This window comes from Streptomyces montanus, from assembly GCF_005786655.1.
Taxonomy (GTDB): domain Bacteria; phylum Actinomycetota; class Actinomycetes; order Streptomycetales; family Streptomycetaceae; genus Streptomyces; species Streptomyces sporangiiformans.
Genome location: NZ_VBZC01000003.1, coordinates 1 through 19,786, shown reverse-complemented (window position 1 = coordinate 19,786; position 19,786 = coordinate 1). Strand labels below are relative to the sequence as shown.

At 68.6% G+C, this 19,786-nt stretch carries 12 protein-coding genes, 1 tRNA gene and 1 rRNA gene; 2 read left to right on the top strand and 12 right to left on the bottom strand.

All coding sequences use genetic code 11. The annotated features are described in order from the left end of the window. The first annotated feature begins 20 nt into the window (after window positions 1-20). The gene (locus tag FE633_RS02780) at window positions 21-785 is read left to right on the top strand and encodes an SDR family NAD(P)-dependent oxidoreductase (protein WP_138043458.1); all 765 of its coding nucleotides are present in this window, start codon (window positions 21-23) and stop codon (window positions 783-785) included. A gap of 194 nt (window positions 786-979) precedes the next feature. On the opposite strand, the gene FE633_RS02775 is transcribed toward FE633_RS02780, so the two are convergent. From FE633_RS02775 to FE633_RS02735, 9 genes are all read right to left on the bottom strand, one after another. Beyond that, window positions 980-1,216 carry a hypothetical protein gene (locus tag FE633_RS02775; protein WP_342790747.1) on the bottom strand — a complete coding sequence of 79 codons (237 nt, stop codon included), beginning with the start codon at window positions 1,214-1,216 and terminating at the stop codon, window positions 980-982. Between the two features lie 341 nt (window positions 1,217-1,557). Beyond that, a complete protein-coding gene (locus tag FE633_RS02770) occupies window positions 1,558-1,932 on the bottom strand; it encodes a helix-turn-helix domain-containing protein (RefSeq protein ID WP_138043457.1) in 375 nt (124 codons plus the stop codon). Window positions 1,933-2,041: 109 nt separating this feature from the next. Next, window positions 2,042-2,587 (bottom strand): CinA family protein, encoded by a 546-nt coding sequence (locus tag FE633_RS02765; protein WP_138043456.1) that lies wholly within the window; start codon window positions 2,585-2,587, stop codon window positions 2,042-2,044. Beyond that, window positions 2,584-3,315, bottom strand: a complete 732-nt coding sequence (gene pgsA / locus FE633_RS02760; RefSeq protein WP_138043455.1) for a CDP-diacylglycerol--glycerol-3-phosphate 3-phosphatidyltransferase — start codon at window positions 3,313-3,315, stop codon at window positions 2,584-2,586. Before pgsA ends, FE633_RS02765 begins: the two co-directional genes overlap by 4 nt. Continuing rightward, a complete protein-coding gene (rimO, locus tag FE633_RS02755; protein ID WP_138043454.1) occupies window positions 3,312-4,784 on the bottom strand; it encodes a 30S ribosomal protein S12 methylthiotransferase RimO in 1,473 nt (490 codons plus the stop codon). Before rimO ends, pgsA begins: the two co-directional genes overlap by 4 nt. Before the next feature lie 157 nt (window positions 4,785-4,941). Then, a complete protein-coding gene (locus FE633_RS02750; protein ID WP_138043453.1) occupies window positions 4,942-5,784 on the bottom strand; it encodes a helix-turn-helix domain-containing protein in 843 nt (280 codons plus the stop codon). Window positions 5,785-6,061: 277 nt separating this feature from the next. Further along, entirely contained in the window at window positions 6,062-8,833 is a 2,772-nt protein-coding gene (locus FE633_RS02745) for a DNA translocase FtsK (protein WP_138043452.1), read from the bottom strand. 341 nt (window positions 8,834-9,174) lie between these two features. After that, the gene (locus tag FE633_RS02740; RefSeq protein ID WP_138043451.1) at window positions 9,175-9,867 is read right to left on the bottom strand and encodes a response regulator; all 693 of its coding nucleotides are present in this window, start codon (window positions 9,865-9,867) and stop codon (window positions 9,175-9,177) included. Between the two features lie 277 nt (window positions 9,868-10,144). Further along, window positions 10,145-15,631 (bottom strand): HAMP domain-containing protein, encoded by a 5,487-nt coding sequence (locus tag FE633_RS02735; protein WP_138043450.1) that lies wholly within the window; start codon window positions 15,629-15,631, stop codon window positions 10,145-10,147. Between the two features lie 295 nt (window positions 15,632-15,926). Between FE633_RS02735 and FE633_RS02725 the strand changes: the two genes are divergently transcribed. Further along, window positions 15,927-18,677: a SpoIIE family protein phosphatase gene (locus tag FE633_RS02725; RefSeq protein WP_138043449.1), complete on the top strand. Its 2,751-nt coding sequence runs from the start codon at window positions 15,927-15,929 to the stop codon at window positions 18,675-18,677. 64 nt (window positions 18,678-18,741) lie between these two features. Here the strand turns inward: FE633_RS02725 and FE633_RS02720 are convergent. From FE633_RS02720 to rrf, 3 genes are all read right to left on the bottom strand, one after another. Continuing rightward, a tRNA-Thr gene (locus FE633_RS02720) sits at window positions 18,742-18,814 on the bottom strand. A 78-nt stretch (window positions 18,815-18,892) separates the two neighbouring features. Further along, complete coding sequence (locus tag FE633_RS02715; protein WP_138043646.1) at window positions 18,893-19,555, bottom strand: DegT/DnrJ/EryC1/StrS family aminotransferase; 663 nt, start codon at window positions 19,553-19,555, stop codon at window positions 18,893-18,895. Between the two features lie 114 nt (window positions 19,556-19,669). Continuing rightward, window positions 19,670-19,786, bottom strand: a 5S ribosomal RNA gene (rrf, locus tag FE633_RS02710).

Sequence of the window (19,786 nt, the reverse complement as noted above, 5' to 3'; positions counted from 1 at the left end):
ACTCTCGTACCGTCAACTTCATGCCCGTCACGGCGTACGACCTCACCGGACGCACCGCATTCGTCACCGGCGCCGCGAGCGGAATCGGCCGCGCCAGTGCCGTGTTGCTCGCGGAAGCGGGCGCCGACGTGCACTGCGCGGACCGCGACGCCCAGGGTCTCGACGAGACGGCCGCCCTGATCAAGGACAAGGGCGGCACGCCCCACACACACCCCCTCGACGTCACCGACCGAACCCAGTTGGGCCAGGCGGTCGCGGCCTGCGAGCGCCTCGACGTGATGGCCGCCATCGCCGGGATCATGCACAGCAGCCCGGTCCTGGAGACCCGGGACGAGGACCTCGACCGCGTGCTCGACGTCAACTTCAAAGGTGTGCTGTACGCCTGCCAGGAGGCGGCCCGGGCCATGATCGCGTCCGGTACTCGCGGCAGCATCATCACCATGGCCTCGGGCGCCGTCGACACCGGCGGACCCGGGCTGCTCTGCTACGGCGTCACGAAAGCGGCCGTCGTCCAGCTGACGAAGACCCTGGCGACCGAGATGGGACCGCACGGCATCCGCGTCAACGCGGTCGCGCCGGGCTGGATCCGCACGCCCATGACGGACCGCCACGACGGCGAGGCCCAGGCGCGGACCGAAGCGTTCATGGCCCGGATGTCACCGCTGGGCAGGGTCGGCGAGCCGGAGGACATCGCGTACACGGTCCTGCACCTCGCCTCCGACGCCTCGGCCTTTACGACGGGCCAGATCCTGCGCCCGAACGGCGGCGTGGCCATGCCTTGGTAGCGATGGCGACCACCCGGACACCCCTTCACCCACTCCAAGAGAAAAGCCCCTCCTGCGCCCCCAGAAGGGCCTGACCGCCCCTCGGTCACACCCGGGAGGTCAAAGTGCACCCCGAGAGCCCCCAGGCGCCCGGGAACGCCCCTGAGCCTCCGAAATCCACTGCCCCCACCGACTCAGTGACTCGACTCACTCACTCACTGATCCGACCCGGCCAGACCCGCGCCCCGCGCCTCGGACACCGGCCTCACGGCCGCCCGCGCCTTGGGCGCGCAGTGAACCGGAAGCAGGCTCAGCCCCCACCCACCCGCCATGACCGCCCCCTCCAGCACACCCGCGTCCGCCGTGAAGGCCAACCGCGTCGCTCCCCACCACCACAGCACCCCGCCCCCCAAAGCCAGCCCCCACCGCCCCATGCGCCCGACGTGCTCCATGCGCCCCATGCGCCCTATTCGCCCAGCCGGCCGACCCCGCCCAGCCCATCCTGTCCGCCCCGCCATGGCGCCACCTCCAACCCGCCAACCGAAGCCAGACCGCAACGTCACACACCGGGAGGGCGCAGCCACCCCAACGGGGCGTACCCGGCCCCTCCACCATGGCCGCAGCACGACACACCGGCAAACGGGGTAAGAACGCAAAAACCCCGACCGCACCTCTCCAGGTGGCCCTGGAGAAGCCCCCGGCCGGGGCTCTCACACCATTCTCAGCTCATGGGCTCGCACCCATGGCCTGCACGCCCACGAGCACGGAGCTCATGACCGCACGCCCGCAAGCGTCAGGCGGCGACCACGTCCACCGCCTCGGCAGGCGCCTTGATTGTCACTCGTTCCGGTGGCACACCGGTTACCGACACAGAATTGAGCATCGGGCGTACCGGCGTGGGCACCGGCTCAGTGACCGCTGCCGACCGGGCCAGCTCGGCGAGGGCAAGCTCGTCGCTCACTTCTCGCATGAGCTCGGACATCCGTACGTCCAGCGCGTCGCAGATCGCGGAGAGCAGCTCGGAGGAAGCCTCCTTCTGCCCCCGCTCCACCTCGGAGAGATAGCCGAGCGAAACTCGGGCGGACGAGGAGACTTCGCGCAGAGTACGGCCCTGGCGCTGGCGCTGCCGACGCAGCACGTCACCAAGCAGGCGACGGAGCAGAATCATCGGTGGCTCCCTCCTCGGACCGCGTAGCCGCATCCTTCTCGCCCCACCGTACCGCCTCGCGCCGCGGCCGTGCGGGGAGCGATGTCGTGTTCACTCAGGGCTGCAAACATCAAGTCCCCCCGTTCTGTTCCGTATCCTGTGCCCGCTCATTCCCGGTCTGTTCGCCCGCAAGCTCCTTCAGGAGCAGTGCGAGTACGCTCCGTACACTCTCCATACGGATTTCCGTCCGGTCGCCGTTCAACCGCAGCGACGCCACTTTCTCGCCATCAGCCGGCCCGGAATCCGGGCCGAGCGGCCCGTCGACGGCCACGAAAACGGTCCCGACCGGCCGGCCGTCCTGGGGCTCGGGCCCCGCGACACCGGTGGTCGCGATGCCCCAGTCCGCGCCGAGCAGCTTGCGTACGCCCGCCGCCATCTGGGCCGCGACCTGCGGATCCACCGCCCCGCGCTGATCCAGCAGGGTGGCGTCGACGCCGAGCACGTCCCGCTTCAGTTCGGTGGCATACGCGGTCACGGAACCGCGGAAGGCCTCGGAGGCCCCGGGCACCGCGGCGATCTCCGCCGCCACGAGTCCACCCGTCAGCGACTCGGCGACAGCGAGCGTCTCGCCCCTCACCTTGAGTAGTCGCAGCACTTCAGCGGCCCCGGAAGTCATCCTTCCGCCTCCTCCGCCGCGGCCTTTCGGTCGGCGAGACCCTGGCGCCGCAACACAATGGCTTGTCTCACATAGTCGAGTCCGGTCACCACGGTCAGGGCGACCGCCACAGCCATCATCCAGAACCTCAGGGTCGCCAGCGGCCCCGTGAGCGCCAGGACGTACATGCCGACCGCCGTGCCCTGAGCGAGCGTCTTCATCTTTCCGCCGCGGCTCGCGGGGATCACGCCGTAGCGGATCACCAGGAAGCGCAGCAGTGTGATCCCGAGCTCACGCCCGAGGATGACCGCTGTCACCCACCACGGCAGATCGCCGAGCGAGGACAGACAGATCAGCGCCGCTCCCATGATCGCCTTGTCGGCGATCGGGTCGGCGATCTTCCCGAAGTCGGTGACGAGGTTGTACGTCCGCGCCAGGTGACCGTCGAAGATGTCGGTGATCATGGCGACCGCGAAGGCGGCCCAGGCCCAGGCTCGCCAGACGGGGTCGTATCCCCCCTCGGCCAGCATCAGCGCCACGAAGCCCGGTACGAGCACGAGGCGGAGCATGGTCAGGAGATTGGCGACGTTCCAGAGGCTGGCCTGGTTGACGGCCGCGGCACCCAGCTTTCCGCCGCGCGGCGACTTCGAGCCCTGAGCACCGGCAGGGCCCGTACCGGAAACGCCGGCGGCACCGTGCGTACCGGGCGTGCCGGGGCCGCCCGCCGCGGATGCCGGGACTCCCGTCATCTGGCCGCCTCCTCAGGACATGCGAGCGAGCCGAGCAGCGGCTCGGCCACCAGGTCGACACCTTCCGTACCGACCACCTTCGCTTCGACCATACGGCCGACGGTCAAACCCTCACCGCTCGTGAACAGCACCTGGCCGTCGGTCTCCGGCGCCTGGTGCGCCGCACGGCCGGTCACGCCCTCCACGGCGTCGACCGACTCGACGAGCACCTCCAGGGTTTCGCCGACGCGTTCCTCCGCCCGCTGGGAGACCAGTTCCTCCGCGAGCCGTGAGACCCTCGCGAGCCGCTCGGCGACGACGTCCTCGTCCAGCTTGTTCTCGTACGTCGCTGCCTCCGTGCCCTCCTCGTCGGAGTATCCGAAGACGCCGATCGCGTCCAGCCGCGCGCCGTTCAGGAACCGCTCCAGCTCGGCCAGGTCGTCCGCGCTCTCGCCGGGGAAGCCCACGATGAAGTTGGACCGCACACCGGCCTGCGGGGCCTTGGCGCGGATCGTGTCGAGCAGTTCCAGGAACCGGTCGGTGTCCCCGAAGCGCCGCATCGCACGCAGTACACCGGGAGCGGAGTGCTGGAAGGACAGGTCGAAGTAGGGCGCGACCTTGGGCGTGGAGGTCAGCACGTCGATGAGCCCGGGCCGCATCTCGGCGGGCTGCAGATAGCTGACTCGCACCCGCTCGATCCCGTCGACGTCGGCGAGCTCGGGAAGGAGCGTCTCCAGGAGCCTGATGTCGCCGAGGTCCTTGCCGTACGAGGTGTTGTTCTCGGAGACCAGCATGATCTCCTTGACGCCCTGTTCGGCAAGCCAGCGCGTCTCGCCCAGGACGTCGGACGGGCGCCGCGAGATGAAGGAGCCGCGGAAGGACGGGATGGCGCAGAAAGAGCAACGCCGGTCGCAGCCGGAGGCCAGCTTGACCGAGGCGACCGGGGAGCCGTCGAGACGGCGCCGCAGGGGCGCACGGGGGCCCGAAGACGGAGCGAGGCCCTCCGGAAGATCGGCAGGGCCGTGCCCCGGAAGCGCGACCTCGGGGGCGGACTCCTGCCGCTCCGCAGGGCTGATCGGCAGGAGCTTGCGCCGGTCCCGTGGCGTGTGTGCGGCGTGGATGCCGCCGGACAGGATGGTCTGGAGCCGGTCGGAGATGTCCGCGTAGTCGTCGAAGCCCAGCACGCCGTCGGCCTCGGGCAGTGCCTCGGCGAGCTCCTTGCCGTATCGCTCGGCCATGCAGCCGACAGCGACCACGGCCTGGGTTCTGCCCTCTCCCTTGAGGTCGTTGGCCTCCAGGAGCGCGTCGACGGAGTCCTTCTTGGCGGCCTCGACGAAACCACACGTGTTGACGACGGCGACGTCCGCGTTCTCGGCGTCCTCCACGAGGTGCCAGCCGTCCGCCTCCAAACGGCCCGCGAGCTCCTCCGAGTCCACCTCGTTACGAGCGCAGCCAAGAGTGACAAGTGCGACGGTACGGCGTTCAGGCATGGGCTCAAGACTACTTCGTCCCACTGACAGCCCACGTCGACGGGGTTGGCCGAGCTTGGCCAACCCCGTGCCCGCCTGCCCGAAAAGCCTGAGCCCGTTCGTCCGGAACGGCCTGCCCTCGTCCGAACGGAAGAACCCTGCGGAAGAACCGCGCGGCTCAGCCGACCTCGGGATCACCCTTCGTGTACCTCAGACGCTCGACCTGCCCCGTCTGGAACTCGTCCTCGATCTGCTTGCCGTTCACGAACAGCTGGATCGCGCCGGCGTTGCCCAGGATGAGGTCGATCTGCTCCTTGTCCTGGAAGGTCTGCGAGTCGCCCTGCTGCAGGGTGCCGTCGAAGATCGTCCGGCCGTTGTGGTCCTTGGCCGAGATCCAGCTGCGGCCGTCGGCCGCGTTCACCTTGACGGTGACCTTGTCCCGGGGCGCGGCCGCGATGGCGCTGTCCGACGGGTCGGGCTTGGGGTCGTTGGGCTTGGTCGGTTTGGGCTTGGGGGACTTGCTGGTGGTGGGCGTGGATCCCTCGGCGACCTGCGTCTTCGTACCGGGCTCGTCATCGCCGCCGTTGAGCAGCGTGAACCCGACGAAGCCGATCACGGCGACTATCGCGGCGACCATGGCCGCGGTCCAGTTGGGCCGCTGGCGCTCCGGACGGATCCGCTCCGCCTCGAACAGCGGTGCCGCCGGCGTCGGCGACGGGCGCCCTCCGTGGTCATCGTCGTACTGCGCGAGCAGCCGCTCAGGATCGGTGTGGACGGCGCGTGCCAAGGTCCGGATGTGACCGCGCGCGTAGACGTCTCCGCCGCAGGCGGCGAAGTTGTCCTGTTCGATCGCGTGCACGATGGCGACGCGGACCCGGGTGGCGTTACTGATTTCGTCAACGGTCAGCCCTGCCTCGACACGTGCCTGTTGCAAGGCACGGCCGATCGAGGGACGGTCGTCCTCTGCGAAGGGACGCTCATCCTCAGGGGAGTTGTCCTCAGGGGAGTTGCCGATGGACACGGGGGCGCCTTTCGAGCGTGTAGCCACCTGTGCTGGAGGTTCAGTTTAGGGGGGTTGCGAAAGGGTGGGGCAACCGGGCGGTAGGACTTTGTACGCCATCAGAATGGCCGGACATCCGATGGTGGGACATCAACCCGTACCCTCCCTCAACTTGACGCGCACCGAAGGGAAACGGTTGCTCACGCTTCCCTAACGGGTGAGTCACGTTCGAATACCCACGCACCTCGACCCACTCCGCACAGGGACCCGGCCCGCACCAGTTCCTCACGGTGATTCCTTACGGTTGAGCCTCCCCACGGATCACCGCGAGCACGCCGTCCAGCTCATCAGCTTTCACCAAAACGTCACGGGCCTTGGAACCCTCGCTCGGGCCCACGATGTTGCGGGACTCCATGAGGTCCATCAGCCGCCCGGCCTTGGCGAATCCGACGCGCAGCTTGCGCTGGAGCATCGAGGTGGACCCGAACTGCGTGGAGACGACCAGCTCGGCGGCCTGGCACAGCAGGTCGAGGTCGTCGCCGATGTCCTCGTCGATCTCCTTCTTCTGCTTGGTGCCCACGACGACGTCGTCCCGGAAGACCGGTGTCATCTGGTCCTTGCAGTGCTGGACGACGCCGGCGATCTCCTCCTCGGTGACGAAGGCGCCCTGCATGCGTGTGGGCTTGTTGGCCCCCATCGGCAGGAAGAGGCCGTCGCCCTTGCCGATCAGCTTCTCGGCGCCCGGCTGGTCGAGGATGACCCGGCTGTCGGCGAGCGAGGAGGTGGCGAAGGCGAGGCGGGAGGGCACATTCGCCTTGATCAGGCCGGTGACGACGTCCACCGAGGGGCGCTGCGTGGCCAGCACGAGGTGGATGCCGGCCGCGCGGGCGAGCTGGGTGATGCGTACGATCGCGTCCTCGACGTCCCGGGGCGCGACCATCATCAGGTCGGCCAGCTCATCCACGATGACCAGCAGATACGGGTACGGCTGCAGCTCGCGCTCGCTGCCCTCGGGCAGCTTGACCTTGCCCTCGCGGACGGCTTTGTTGAAGTCGTCGATGTGGCGGTAGCCGAACGCCGCGAGGTCGTCGTAGCGCAGGTCCATCTCCCGCACCACCCACTGCAGCGCCTCCGCGGCCCGCTTCGGGTTGGTGATGATGGGCGTGATCAGGTGCGGGATGCCCTCGTACGCGGTCAGCTCGACGCGCTTGGGGTCGACGAGGACCATCCGGACGTCCTCGGGGGTCGCGCGCATCATCACCGAGGTGATCAGGCAGTTGATGCAGGACGACTTGCCGGAGCCGGTGGCGCCCGCGACCAGGACGTGCGGCATCTTCGCCAGGCTGTGCATGACGTAGCCGCCCTCGACGTCCTTGCCGAACGCGACCAGCATCGGGTCGTCGTCCTCCGCGGACTCCGCGAGGCGCAGCACAGCGCCCAGATTGACCATTTCGCGGTCGGTGTTGGGGATCTCGATGCCGACCGCGGACTTGCCGGGGATCGGGCTGATGATCCGCACGTCCGGACTGGCGACGGCGTACGCGATGTTCTTGGTGAGCGCCGTGATGCGCTCGACCTTCACGGCCGGGCCCAGCTCGACCTCGTACCGCGTGACCGTCGGGCCGCGCGTGAAGCCGGTGACGGAGGCGTCGACCTTGAACTCGGTGAAGACCGTGGTGAGCGAGTCGACTATGGCGTCGTTGGCGGCGCTGCGCGCCTTGCCGGGGCCGCCGCGCTCCAGGAGGTCGAGCGAGGGCAGCGCGTACGTGACGTCGCCGGAGAGCTGAAGCTGTTCGGCGCGCGGCGGCAGCTCGCGCGGCGCGTCCGGCGCGGACTTGGTCAGATCGGGGACTTCGGCCTTCAGCATCTCCTGCTTGGGCTTGCCGCCCTTGGTCCCCTTGGCGCCCTTGGTGCGCGCGGCGGGTACGGGCGTGGTCTCGTCGCGCCCGTCCGTGTCCTCGCGCTCGCCGCGATCGGTCCCGACGCCCTGTGTCAGATCGGCCACCAGCGCCGAGGGCGGCATCCCGTGCATGACGGCGCCGTCGAGTGCCGCCGCGGCGGCCGCCGCCACGTCGACCGCGTCCATCGGCCGGTCCAGGGCGGGCTGCTGCACCGCGGGCCGCCTGGGGCGACTGCGGCGCTTGGAGAGTGCCTCCTGCTCGGCCCTGTCCGGGTCGTACGTCTCAGGCGCGGAGCGGCGCTTGCGGGAGCGCGCGGGCAGCGCCTGGCGCCACTGGTCGTCGTAACGCTCGTCGTCGTAACGCTCGTCGTCCTCGCTGAAGCCGTCCGCGGCCTCGTGGGACCGTGCGAGGCCGAGCTTGGCGCCGAGCAGCCGAAGGCGATGGGGAATGGCGTTGACGGGAGTCGCCGTGACCACCAGGAGACCGAAGATCGTGAGCAGCACGAGCAGCGGTACGGCCAGGACATCGCCCATCGTGAACGTCAGGGGCGTCGCCGCACCCCAGCCGATGAGCCCGCCGGCGTCCCTTATCGCCTGCATGCCCTCACCGCGCGCGGGCGCCCCGCAGGCGATGTGGACCTGGCCCAGCACACCGATGACGAGCGCGGACAGGCCGATGACGATGCGCCCGTTGGCGTCGGGCTTCTCGGGGTGCCGGATGAGCCGTACGGCGATGACCGCGAGCAGAATCGGTACGAGCAGGTCGAGGCGGCCGAACGCGCCGGTCACCAGCATTTCGACGAGGTCGCCGACGGGGCCGCGGAGGTTGGACCAGGTACCGGCGGCGACAACCAGCCCCACGCCGAGCAGCAGGAGGGCGAGACCGTCCTTGCGGTGCGCCGGGTCGAGCCCCTTCGCGCCCCGCCCTATGCCGCGGAACAGGGCGCCGACGGCGTGCGCGACTCCGAGCCAGAGGGCGCGCACCAGCTTGTACACGCCCCCGGTGGGATTGGGTGCCGGCTTGGGCGCGGCTTTCTTGGCCGCGGCCTTCTTCGCAGGCGCCTTTTTCGCCGGGGCTTTCTTCGCGGGGGCCTTCTTCGCCGCAGCCTTCTTAGGAGCGGCCGCCTTCTTCGCGGGCGACTTCTTGGCTGCGGACTGACGTGGGGCCATGGGTGTGAGGTTACCGGTGGAGGCCCCTGTGGACACGTGTGCCCACTGCTTCACTCGTTCGTGTCGCGCCGACCGAGGCGTCAGGCTGACGCAGCCGCGTCGGGCGTAGGCGAGTTGGCGGCCGCCGGGCAACGCCATTCGGCTCAGCTCACACCGGACACGATGGCGCTGTGAGAACCCGCGGGGCATGCTGTCGCCCCGGCCCATGGGCCCAGCGGCACGGCGACCAGGCGCACACCCAGCCCCGCGATCCAGCTCTGTCGACGGGCGGCGTGGCCGTGGGGCCGCGCCCGCCGCCCGCTCTCAGCCGAGCCGAGGCGAGCCGACGTCGGAACACCCGTTCAGTTTTGCGAAGGCAGCGAAGCCGCCCCGTTGTTCCCTGTCCCCGGCTCCAGCGCGTCAAGAGCCCTGCGCAGGCCGGTGAGTTTGCGCTCGAGATGAGCCGCCGTCGCCACCGCCGCCGCGTCCGCCGAGTCGTCGTCGAGTTGCTTGGAGAGCGCCTCGGCCTGCTCCTCCACGGCCGCGAGCCGCGCGGAGAGTTCGGCGAGCAGCCCGGCGGGCTCCTTGGCATCGCCGACCTCGGCCTTGCCGCCACCGCCGCCCTCGAGCTGGAGCCTCAGCAGCGCCGCCTGCTCCCGAAGTTGACAGTTCTTCATATAGAGCTCGACGAAGACCGAGACCTTCGCGCGCAGCACCCACGGATCGAACGGCTTGGAGATGTAGTCCACCGCACCCGCCGCGTACCCCCGGAAGGTGTGGTGGGGCCCGTGGTTGATGGCCGTGAGGAAGATGATCGGGATGTCCCGGGTCCGTTCTCGCCTCTTGATGTGCGCGGCGGTTTCGAAACCGTCCATGCCCGGCATCTGGACGTCCAGCAGAATGACCGCGAAGTCGTCCGTGAGCAGTGCTTTGAGCGCTTCCTCCCCGGACGATGCCCGAACCAGTGTCTGATCGAGCGCAGAGAGGATGGCCTCCAGCGCCAGCAGATTCTCCGGCCGGTCATCGACCAGGAGGATCTTGGCCTTCTGCACCATGGCCCGCCCTCCTCGCCCCGGCAGTGCACCGGGCGCCGCCCCAGGGGACGACTCCCTTACGCCGCCCGTCCTTGTGCCGGTCATGGTAGCCGCACCCTGCCTGTCGCCACACCCTGTCACCGCGATGTCACTGTGCACGTAGCAGAAACGTAGCGGGAGACCAGAAGGTTCCCCGAATCCCGGGTTTCTACACGGCCCCGGGCACAGTCAGTCAGCAACTCTGTGTGCCCTGCCCGATGTCGAGCTCTCGGCCTCGTCCGAAGAGGATCCCATCCACTCACACCTCGCGCATCCACTGATCCATCACCTCGAGCAGATGATCGGGATCGACCGGCTTTGTGACGTAGTCGGAAGCGCCCGACTCGATCGCCTTCTCCCGGTCGCCCTTCATCGCCTTGGCCGTCAGCGCGATGATCGGCAGTCCGGCGAACTGGGGCATCCGACGGATCGCCGTCGTGGTCGCGTACCCGTCCATCTCGGGCATCATGATGTCCATCAGAACGACCGTCACATCGTCGTGCTGCTCCAGGACTTCGATGCCCTCGCGGCCGTTCTCGGCGTACAGCACCGACAGGCCGTGCTGCTCCAGGACGCTGGTGAGCGCGAACACGTTGCGGATGTCGTCGTCGACGATCAGCACCTTCTCGCCCTCGAAGTGGAAAACCCCGCGCGGCTGGGCGGACTTCTCCTGGCCGCCCGCGGCCCAGGACTCCGGTACCTGGGCCTGCTGCGCCGACAGCGCGGGCCGCGGTTCGGCCGCGGACACCGCCTTGCGGCGCCGCCTGAAGAGCGCGGCGGCCCCGTTCTGGGTCTCCCGGTACGACTTGACCTCTGCGGGCGTCTCCACGGGCCCGTCCCCGTTCGTCACGGCATCGAGGAGCTCCCTGCCCTCCATCGCCGGCGCCGCCAGCTGCGGGTAGCCCTGAGGCGGCAGTTCACTCGGGTGCAGCGGCAAATACAGCGTGAACGTGGAGCCGCGCCCCGGCTCGCTCTGCGCGTGGATCTCACCGCCCAGCAGCCGCGCGATCTCCCGCGAGATGGACAGCCCCAGTCCCGTACCGCCGTACTTGCGGCTCGTGGTTCCGTCCGCCTGCTTGAAGGCCTCGAAGATGACCCGCATCTTGCTGGCCGCGATACCGATGCCGGTGTCGGTCACGGAGAACGCGATCAGATCGCCGTCCGCCTCCCGCAGCGAACCCGCCTCCAACAGCTGCTCCCGGATGGCGACGGGCACATCGGCGCCCGCGGGCCGGATGACGAGCTCGACCGCTCCGGAGTCGGTGAACTTCACCGCGTTGGACAGCAGGTTGCGCAGCACCTGAAGGAGCCGCTGCTCGTCCGTGTGCAGCGTGGCGGGCAGCTCGGGCGACACGCGTACGGAGAAATCGAGGCCCTTCTCTGCCGTCAGCGGACGGAAAGTGGCCTCTACGTAGTCGACGAGCTGGACCAGCGCGATACGGGTCGGCGACACGTCCATCTTGCCCGCCTCGACCTTCGACAGGTCGAGGATGTCGTTGATCAACTGGAGCAGGTCGGAGCCCGCACCGTGGATCGTCTCGGCGAACTCGACCTGCTTCGGAGTGAGGTTGGAGTCCGCGTTGTCGGCGAGCAGCTTGGCCAGGATCAGCAACGAGTTGAGCGGCGTACGCAGCTCGTGCGACATGTTCGCGAGGAACTCGCTCTTGTAGCGCATGGAGACCGCGAGCTGTTCGGCGCGCTCCTCCAGCACCTGACGGGCTTCCTCGATCTCGGTGTTCTTGACCTCGATGTCGCGGTTCTGCTGGGCCAGCAGCTCGGCCTTCTCCTCCAGTTCGGCGTTGGACGCCTGGAGTGCCTTCTGCCGGTTCTCCAGCTCGGCCGACCGCTCCCTCAGCTGCTCGGTCAGCTCCTGCGACTGCTTGAGCAGTACCTCGGTCTTCGTGTTGACGGCGATCGTGTTGACGCTCGTCGCGATCATCTCGGCGATCTGATTGAGGAAGTCCTTCTGGATCTGCGTGAACGGCTGGAACGATGCCAGCTCGATCACGCCCAGAACGGTCCCCTCGAAGAGCACCGGCAGCACGATCACATGCGCCGGTGGCGCCTCCCCGAGTCCGGACGCGATCTTCAGGTACCCCGGCGGCACGTTCTCGACGAGAATCGTGCGCTTTTCCTTGCCGGCCGTCCCGATGAGGGTCTCACCGGGCCGGAACGACGTCGGCATGGACCCCATGGAGTAGCCGTAGGACCCGAGCATGCGCAGTTCGTACGAGTCGTCCTGCGCCGCGCCCAGCTCCTTGCCGTCATCCAGCGGCATCGCCAGGAAGAACGCTCCGTGCTGCGCCGAGACGACCGGAGTCAGCTCGCTCATGATGAGGGAGGCCACGTCGGCGAGGTCGCGGCGGCCCTGCATCAGTCCGGAGATCCGGGCCAGGTTGCCCTTCAGCCAGTCCTGTTCCTTGTTGGCGATGGTGGTGTCGCGCAGGTTGGCGATCATCTTGTTGATGTAGTCCTGAAGTTCCTGGATCTCGCCGGAGGCGTCCACATCGATCTTCAGGTTGAGGTCGCCACGGGTCACCGCGGTCGCCACGCGCGCGATGGCGCGTACCTGCCGGGTCAGGTTCCCGGCCATCTCGTTCACCGACTCGGTGAGGTCGCGCCAGGTGCCGTCGACGTCGCGTACGCGTGCCTGGCCGCCCAACTGCCCTTCGGTGCCCACCTCTCGGGCGACTCGGGTGACCTCTTCGGCGAAGGACGAGAGCTGGTCGACCATGGTGTTGATGGTGGTCTTGAGCTCCAGGATCTCGCCGCGCGCGTCGATGTCGATCTTCTTGGTCAGGTCGCCCTTCGCGATGGCCGTGGTGACCATGGCGATGTTCCGCACCTGGCCCGTCAGGTTCGACGCCATGCCGTTCACGGACTCCGTGAGGTCCTTCCACGTACCGGCGACGCCCGGGACATGTGCCTGACCGCCGAGGATGCCGTCCGTGCCCACCTCACGGGCCACCCGGGTCACCTGCTCGGCGAACGAGCTCAGCGTCTTCACCATCGTGTTGACGGTGTCCGCGAGCTGGGCGACCTCGCCACTCGCCTCCACCGTGACCTTCTTGGTCAGGTCACCGTTGGCCACCGCCGTCGCGACCTGGGAGATGTTGCGCACCTGGTTGGTCAGGTTGGCCGCCATCACGTTGACGTTGTCGCTCAGGTCCTTCCAGATGCCCGTGACACCGGGCACCCGCGCCTGTCCGCCGAGGTTGCCGTCCGTGCCCACCTCGCGGGCCACCCGGGTCACCTGCTCGGCGAAGTTCGACAGCTGGTCCACCATCGTGTTGACGGTGGTGACGAGCGCGAGGATCTCGCCCTTCGCGTCGACGGTGATCTTCTTGGAAAGGTCACCGTTGGCGACCGCCGTGGTGACCTCGGCGATGTTCCGCACCTGGATGGTCAGGTTGTTCGCCATGAAGTTCACGGACTGCGTGAGGTCCTTCCAGGTGCCGGAGACACCCTGCACCTCGGCCTGACCGCCGAGGATGCCCTCCGTGCCCACCTCACGGGCCACCCGCGTGACCTGCTCGGCGAAGTTCGACAGCTGGTCCACCATCGTGTTGAGGGTGTTCTTCAGCTCCAGGATCTCGCCGCGGGCGTCCACATCGATCTTCTGCGACAGGTCACCGCGGGCCACCGCGGTCGCCACCTGGGCGATGTTGCGCACCTGGGCGGTGAGATTGCCCGCCATGCCGTTCACGGAGTCGGTCAGGTCGCGCCACACACCGGCGACGCCGGGCACCTGCGCCTGACCGCCGAGCCGGCCGTCCGTACCCACCTCGCGGGCCACCCGGGTCACCTGCTCGGCGAAGGCGCTGAGCTGGTCGACCATGGTGTTGATGGTGTTCTTCAGCTCCAGGATCTCGCCGCGGGCGTCGACCTCGATCTTCTGCGACAGGTCGCCGCGCGCCACCGCCGTCGTCACCTGGGCGATGTTGCGGACCTGGGACGTCAGGTTGCCCGCCATGAAATTGACGGAGTCGGTGAGGTCCTTCCAGGTGCCGCTGACGCCGTCCACGCGCGCCTGACCGCCCAGGCGGCCCTCCGTGCCCACGTCACGCGCCATCCGCGTCACCTGGTCGGCGAAGGACGACAGCTGGTCCACCATCGTGTTGACGGTGTTCTTCAGCTGGAGCATCTCGCCGGAGACGTCCACGGTGACCTTCTGCGACAGATCACCGTTGGCCACCGCCGTCGTCACCTGGGCGATGTTGCGGACCTGCCCGGTGAGGTTGCGGAACGCCGTGTTGACGGAGTCCGTCAGGTCCTTCCACGTACCGGCGGCGCCCGGCACCTGCGCCTGACCGCCCAGCTCGCCCTCGACGCCGATCTCCCGCGCCACCCGCGTGACTTCGTCACCGAAAGACGACAACTGGTCCACCATCGTGTTGACGGTGTTCTTCAGCTCCAGCATCTCGCCGGCCACATCGACGGTGACCTTCTGCGAAAGATCACCGTTGGCCACGGCCGTCGTCACGGCGGCGATGTCCCGCACCTGGGTGGTGAGATTCCGGAAGACCGTGTTCACCGAATCGGTGAGGTCTTTCCACGTTCCCGCCGCACCCGGCACATTCGCCTGACCGCCGAGCCGCCCCTCGCCGCCTACCTCGTTGGCGACCCGCGTCACCTCGTCCGCGAACGTACGGAGCGTCTCGGTCATCTGGTTGATCGTCTCGGCGAGCTGCGCCATCTCACCGCGCGCCGAAACAGTCACCTTCTGCGACAGATCACCGTTGGCGACAGCGGTCGTCACCTGGGCGATCCCACGCACCTGGGCCGTCAAATTACCGGCCATAAGATTCACCGAATCGGTGAGGTCCTTCCACACTCCCGCCACACCTGGCACCTGCGCCTGACCGCCGAGCTCACCCTCGGTGCCGACCTCGCGCGCGACTCGGGTCACCTCGGAGGAGAAGGAAGAGAGCTGATCCACCATCGTGTTGACGGTGTTCTTGAGCTCCAGCATCTCACCGGCCACGTGAACCGTGACCTTCCGGGACAAGTCACCCTTGGCGACCGCCGTCGTCACGAGAGCGATGTCACGCACCTGTGCGGTCAGCCGGTACGCCATCGTGTTGACGGAATCCGTGAGATCCTTCCACGAACCGGACATACCGCGCACCCGGGCCTGCCCGCCCAACTTGCCCTCCGTGCCCACCTCGCTGGCCACGCGCGTGACCTCGTCGGTGAACGTGGACAGCTGGTCGACCAGGTTGTTGACCGTGCGCCCGACCTTCAGGAACTCCCCGCGCAGCGGATGCCCGTTGCCGTCCGCCGCCGGCGCCCGCAGCTCCATACGCGGCGACAGGTCACCGTCGGCCACCGCGGACAACACCCGTCCGACCTCGGAAACGGGCCGTACGAGGTCGTCGACCAGCGCGTTGGACGCATCGATCGCCGAGCCCCAGGAACCCTCGCAGACGCCCGTCTCCAGGCGTTCGGTGAGCTTCCCCTCGCGACCCACCATGCGCCGTACGCGCGACAACTCGCCCGTCAGATGCAGATTGCGGTCGGCCACCTCATTGAAAACCGCCGCGATCTCGGCCATCACGCCGTCGCCGGACACTGTCAGGCGCTTGCGGAAGTTCCCGTCCCTCATCGAGACAAGGGCCGCCATCAGCCTGTTCAGCGCCGCGGTGTCCACCGTGGTGGTTCCGTTGCGTGGTTTGCGCTGGTTACTCAGGGACTGTCCGCCTTTCGCGCGCGATTTAGTGCCCTGCGTCGCTGCGCCAGACTCCACTGTGTCCCTCCCGCAAGGGTCGACCATTACTGCTCGGCGTGCTCGGGTACTGCTCTGCGTGTTCGGACCGTCTCATGAAGCTTGCCCAGTGTTTCACCATGGCTGAACCAGGCCATAACAGTTCGGCAGCTTCGCACATCGTCCGCACACACCCTCCGGACGGAAACACGGGTGACCGGCATCCGCATGGACCGCGAAGGTAAGTAACCTTGCATGCGGCTGTCCAGCCACGCCGGTCCGTCCGGCCTGGGCGGTGGCACGAGCACGAGCGGGCAGGCATCGGAGGGGCGGCCGCATGACCACCGGACTGCATCCTGGGGGACAGCCTCAAGACCCCGGGCCGACGGGGAACCGTCTTCTGCCACGGCAGGAGCGAGTCGGCCACGAAGCCCTGCACGTCGAGAACCGGACAAGGAGTTCTGTGATCACCGCGCGCGCGGCTGCCAGTTTCGACCCGGTCGGGCGGTCCGTCGCGACCGCCCGCTCCTTCGTCCGTGACACCCTCCAGGGCTGGGGGTTCGCCGATATCGTCGACGACGCCGTGGTCCTCACCAGCGAACTCGTCACCAACGCCGTGGTGCACGCGGGCACATCCGCGGACGTCCTGTGCCTGCGCAGTGACGACGGCGTGCGCATCGAGGTCGCGGACCGCTATCCGGAGCGTGAGATCCCGCTCCAGGCGGCGGCGATCAACATGGGCAGTCCCGACCGTGAGGGTGGTCGCGGCCTGCAGCTCTGCGCGGCCCTGTCCGGCCGCTGGGGCGTCGAGTACACGCCCACCCACAAGCAGGTCTGGTTCCAACTCGACCTGCCCGAACGCTCGGTGGGCACCCGAACCGCCGGCCCCTCGCTGCCCGCCAACCTCCTGCCCCTCGCCGACGGCCGCGTACGCGTCGCCGTGGTCCAGATCGACCGAGCCGGCGCCATCTCCGCCTGGAGCGAGGACGCCGAAGATCTCTTCGGGTACCCGGCCGACCAGGTCATCGGCAAACCACTGACCGACCTCGCGGCCTGGCCGCACACCCCCGGCACCAGTACCGGCATCGCCGATGCCCTCCAACTCTCGCGCTGGGAGGGCAGTTACGGCATCCGCGGCGCCAACGGCCGCGTGACGCCCGTCTACGCCTCGCATCTGCGCGTCCGCGACACCGGCGGCGATCCTTCCACGGTCTGCCTTCTCGTACGAGATCACGAACGCGCCGTCCTTCAGACTCCCCTGCGCGTACCCGCCCCTGACACGGCGAACCACTCGGAAGGGGGCCAGCCCACCGACCCCTTCGAGGTCTTCATCGGCTCCCCGGCACCGGACGACCTCGACGGCCTTCTCCAGCGCACCGTTGAGCGCGCCCGCGACATGCTCGACGGCGACTCCGCCTTCCTGCTGCTGGCCACCGACGACGAGACCGAGCTGGAGGTGCGCGCCTCCACCGGACTCCCCTCCGCCCGCCAGCGCTTCGCACGCGTCCCCGTCGAGGCGGGCCCCGGCCGCTACGGCTCGGCACGGATGCCGGCCGTCCACGACGACCTCACGGCCGTCCCGGGCGCCGTACCGCTGCTGAGCGGCACGGGCATGCGATCGGTCGTCACGGTCCCGCTGAAGGTCGAGGGCCGCCTCACCGGCTCGCTCGGCGTCGCGGCCGAGGCACCCACGCGGTACTCCAACGAGGAAGCCCTGCGCCTGCAGTTCGCCGCCGACCGCATCGCGCTCGCCGTCGAATCGGCCCGCCTGGGCGAGCTGGAGCGCCTGCGCCGCGGCTCGTTGTCCTTCCTCGTCGAGGCCTCGGACCTCCTCGCGGGCACCCTGGACCGCGACCAGACACTGGCCCTGATGGCACAGATGACGGTCCCGACCCTGGCCACTTGGTGTGCCGTCTACACGATCGCCGACCAGGCCTCGGACCCGTATCTCTCGTACGTTCTGCATGAGGACGAGGAGCGCATCGACGGACTCAAGGCCCTGTTGTCGAAGATCGCCCCACCGGACCCCGTACCGACTCCGGGCGCCCGAGTCTGGTCGGCACCGGCGGAGGCCGCCCATCAGGCGGCCCTGAGGACCTCCATGCGCAACCTCGGCCTGGGCGAACCCGCGACGGTGAGTTCGGGCATCGGGACGACCCTGGAGACGGCCTCGGCGGTCGGCGGCGAGACGGTCGTACTCCCCCTGGTGGCCCGCAACCGCGTCATCGGCATGCTGACGCTCGGCAAGCCGTCGGACGAACACTTCCGTCAGGAGATCCTGGAACTCGCCGAGGACCTCTCCCGAAGGGCCGCCCTGGCCCTGGACAACGCCCGCCTGTACTCGGAGCGCATGGCCATCAGCCAGTCCCTCCAGCGCAGCCTCCTGCCCCCCGAACTCCCGGACATCGAGGGCGTGGAGGTCGAGGTCATCTATCGCGCGGCGGGCGAGGGCAACGAGGTCGGCGGCGACTTCTACGACCTCTTCCCGATCCGCGACGGCGCGTACGGCTTCGCCATCGGCGACGTGTGCGGTACGGGCCCGGAGGCGGCGGCGGTCACAGGACTGGCCCGCCACGCCCTCCGCCTCCTCGCCCGCGAGGGCTTCGGCGGTCCGGCCGTACTGGAGCGCCTCAACTCCGCGATCCTCGACGAGGGCGCCCGCAGCCGCTTTCTGACGCTGCTGTACGGCGAGTTGTGGCCCCAGGAGGACGGCAGCGCCGTGCTGAAGGTCGTGTGCGCCGGCCACCCGCTCCCGCTGCGCCTACGCCAGGACGGCACCGTCGAACCGGCCGCCGAACCACAGCCCCTCCTCGGCGTCATGGACGACCTCGAGTTGTACGAGCAGACGGTGACGCTCGATCCCGGAGACGTCCTCCTCTGCGTGACGGACGGCGTCACGGAACGCCGCGAGGGCACAAGAATGTTGGGCGACGACGGCCTCACGGACGTTCTCACCACCTGCACGGGTCTGACGGCCGGCGCGGTCGCCGCCCGCATCATGCGCGCGGTCGAGCGCTTCGCGTCCGATGCGCCGTCCGACGACATGGCCATCCTGGCCATGCGCGTTCCGGGCCTCCACAAGGACTGAGGCACCGAAGTTCCGGAGCACGAAAAAGGCCTCCGCCCATTGGGGCGGAGGCCTCTCCTGTCAGAGCCCCCAAACGGAATCGAACCGTTGACCTTCTCCTTACCATGGAGACGCTCTGCCGACTGAGCTATAGGGGCCTGTTGCGCCTTCGGGTTTCCCCGCCGCAACGACATAGATCATACCCCGAACGGCTGAGTGCTCCCAACCGCGTTCGTCTAGAAAGCGGGCTGCAGCAGCCCACCGAGGGCATTGCACGCGGACACGATCCGATGCATCTCACGCTTCGTCAAAGACGCGTCCACAGGCAGCGTCAGCGTCTCGTCGGCCGCTCGCTCGGTCTCCGGCAGACACACGTCCCGTCGGAATCCCGGCATCCGGTGCACCGGTGTCTTCACTGGCACGCGGCAGTCGACTCTTCTGGCCCGTACGGCCCGTGCGAAGGCGTCCCGGTCCGGCCGCCCGTTGCCCGGCACGCGCACGACGTACTGCTGGTACGTGTGCCCCTTGCCGCGCTCCGGCGTCCGCACCCCGCTCAAACGCCCGTCCAGATACGCCGCGTGCGCCCTGCGCTGCTCGATCTCGTCGTACGGTGCCTCGGACTCTGCCTGCTCCAGCACCAGCAGACCGTGCCGCTGCACCACGTCCCGCAGCCGCGGGACGTCAGCGGGCCTGCCGAAGCGGTGTACGGCGACGACGGCCACCGTCCGCGGGCCGACGACGGCGTCGACAGCTGCGGCGTCGAGGCAGTACGTCGTCGGATCTATGTCGGCGAACACCGGCATCGCACCGGTCCGGCTCACGGCCTCAGCGACCTCGACGTTCCCGAACGCCGGCACGATGACCTCGTCACCTACGCCGACGCCCGCTGCCCTGAGCATTCCCACAGTCCCCATGCCGCAGATGCTTCGCGCGCAACGTGAACTTCAAGTGACGCACAACAAAAAAGAGCTGGTCACCGAACCGAAATTCGGGGACCAGCTCTTTCAAAGATAGTTCGGCGGCGTCCTACTCTCCCACAGGGTCCCCCCTGCAGTACCATCGGCGCTGTAAGGCTTAGCTTCCGGGTTCGGAATGTAACCGGGCGTTTCCCTCACGCTATGACCACCGAA

What these genes read in the sequence shown, in the direction of transcription:
- FE633_RS02780 (WP_138043458.1), top strand. Translation starts at nt 21, where the DNA reads ATGCCCGTCACGGCGTACGACCTCACCGGACGCACCGCATTCGTCACC.
- FE633_RS02775 (WP_342790747.1), bottom strand. Translation starts at nt 1,216, where the DNA reads ATGGAGCACGTCGGGCGCATGGGGCGGTGGGGGCTGGCTTTGGGGGGC.
- FE633_RS02770 (WP_138043457.1), bottom strand. Translation starts at nt 1,932, where the DNA reads ATGATTCTGCTCCGTCGCCTGCTTGGTGACGTGCTGCGTCGGCAGCGC.
- FE633_RS02765 (WP_138043456.1), bottom strand. Translation starts at nt 2,587, where the DNA reads ATGACTTCCGGGGCCGCTGAAGTGCTGCGACTACTCAAGGTGAGGGGC.
- pgsA (WP_138043455.1), bottom strand. Translation starts at nt 3,315, where the DNA reads ATGACGGGAGTCCCGGCATCCGCGGCGGGCGGCCCCGGCACGCCCGGT.
- rimO (WP_138043454.1), bottom strand. Translation starts at nt 4,784, where the DNA reads ATGCCTGAACGCCGTACCGTCGCACTTGTCACTCTTGGCTGCGCTCGT.
- FE633_RS02745 (WP_138043452.1), bottom strand. Translation starts at nt 8,833, where the DNA reads ATGGCCCCACGTCAGTCCGCAGCCAAGAAGTCGCCCGCGAAGAAGGCG.
- FE633_RS02740 (WP_138043451.1), bottom strand. Translation starts at nt 9,867, where the DNA reads ATGGTGCAGAAGGCCAAGATCCTCCTGGTCGATGACCGGCCGGAGAAT.
- FE633_RS02725 (WP_138043449.1), top strand. Translation starts at nt 15,927, where the DNA reads ATGACCACCGGACTGCATCCTGGGGGACAGCCTCAAGACCCCGGGCCG.
- FE633_RS02715 (WP_138043646.1), bottom strand. Translation starts at nt 19,555, where the DNA reads ATGCTCAGGGCAGCGGGCGTCGGCGTAGGTGACGAGGTCATCGTGCCG.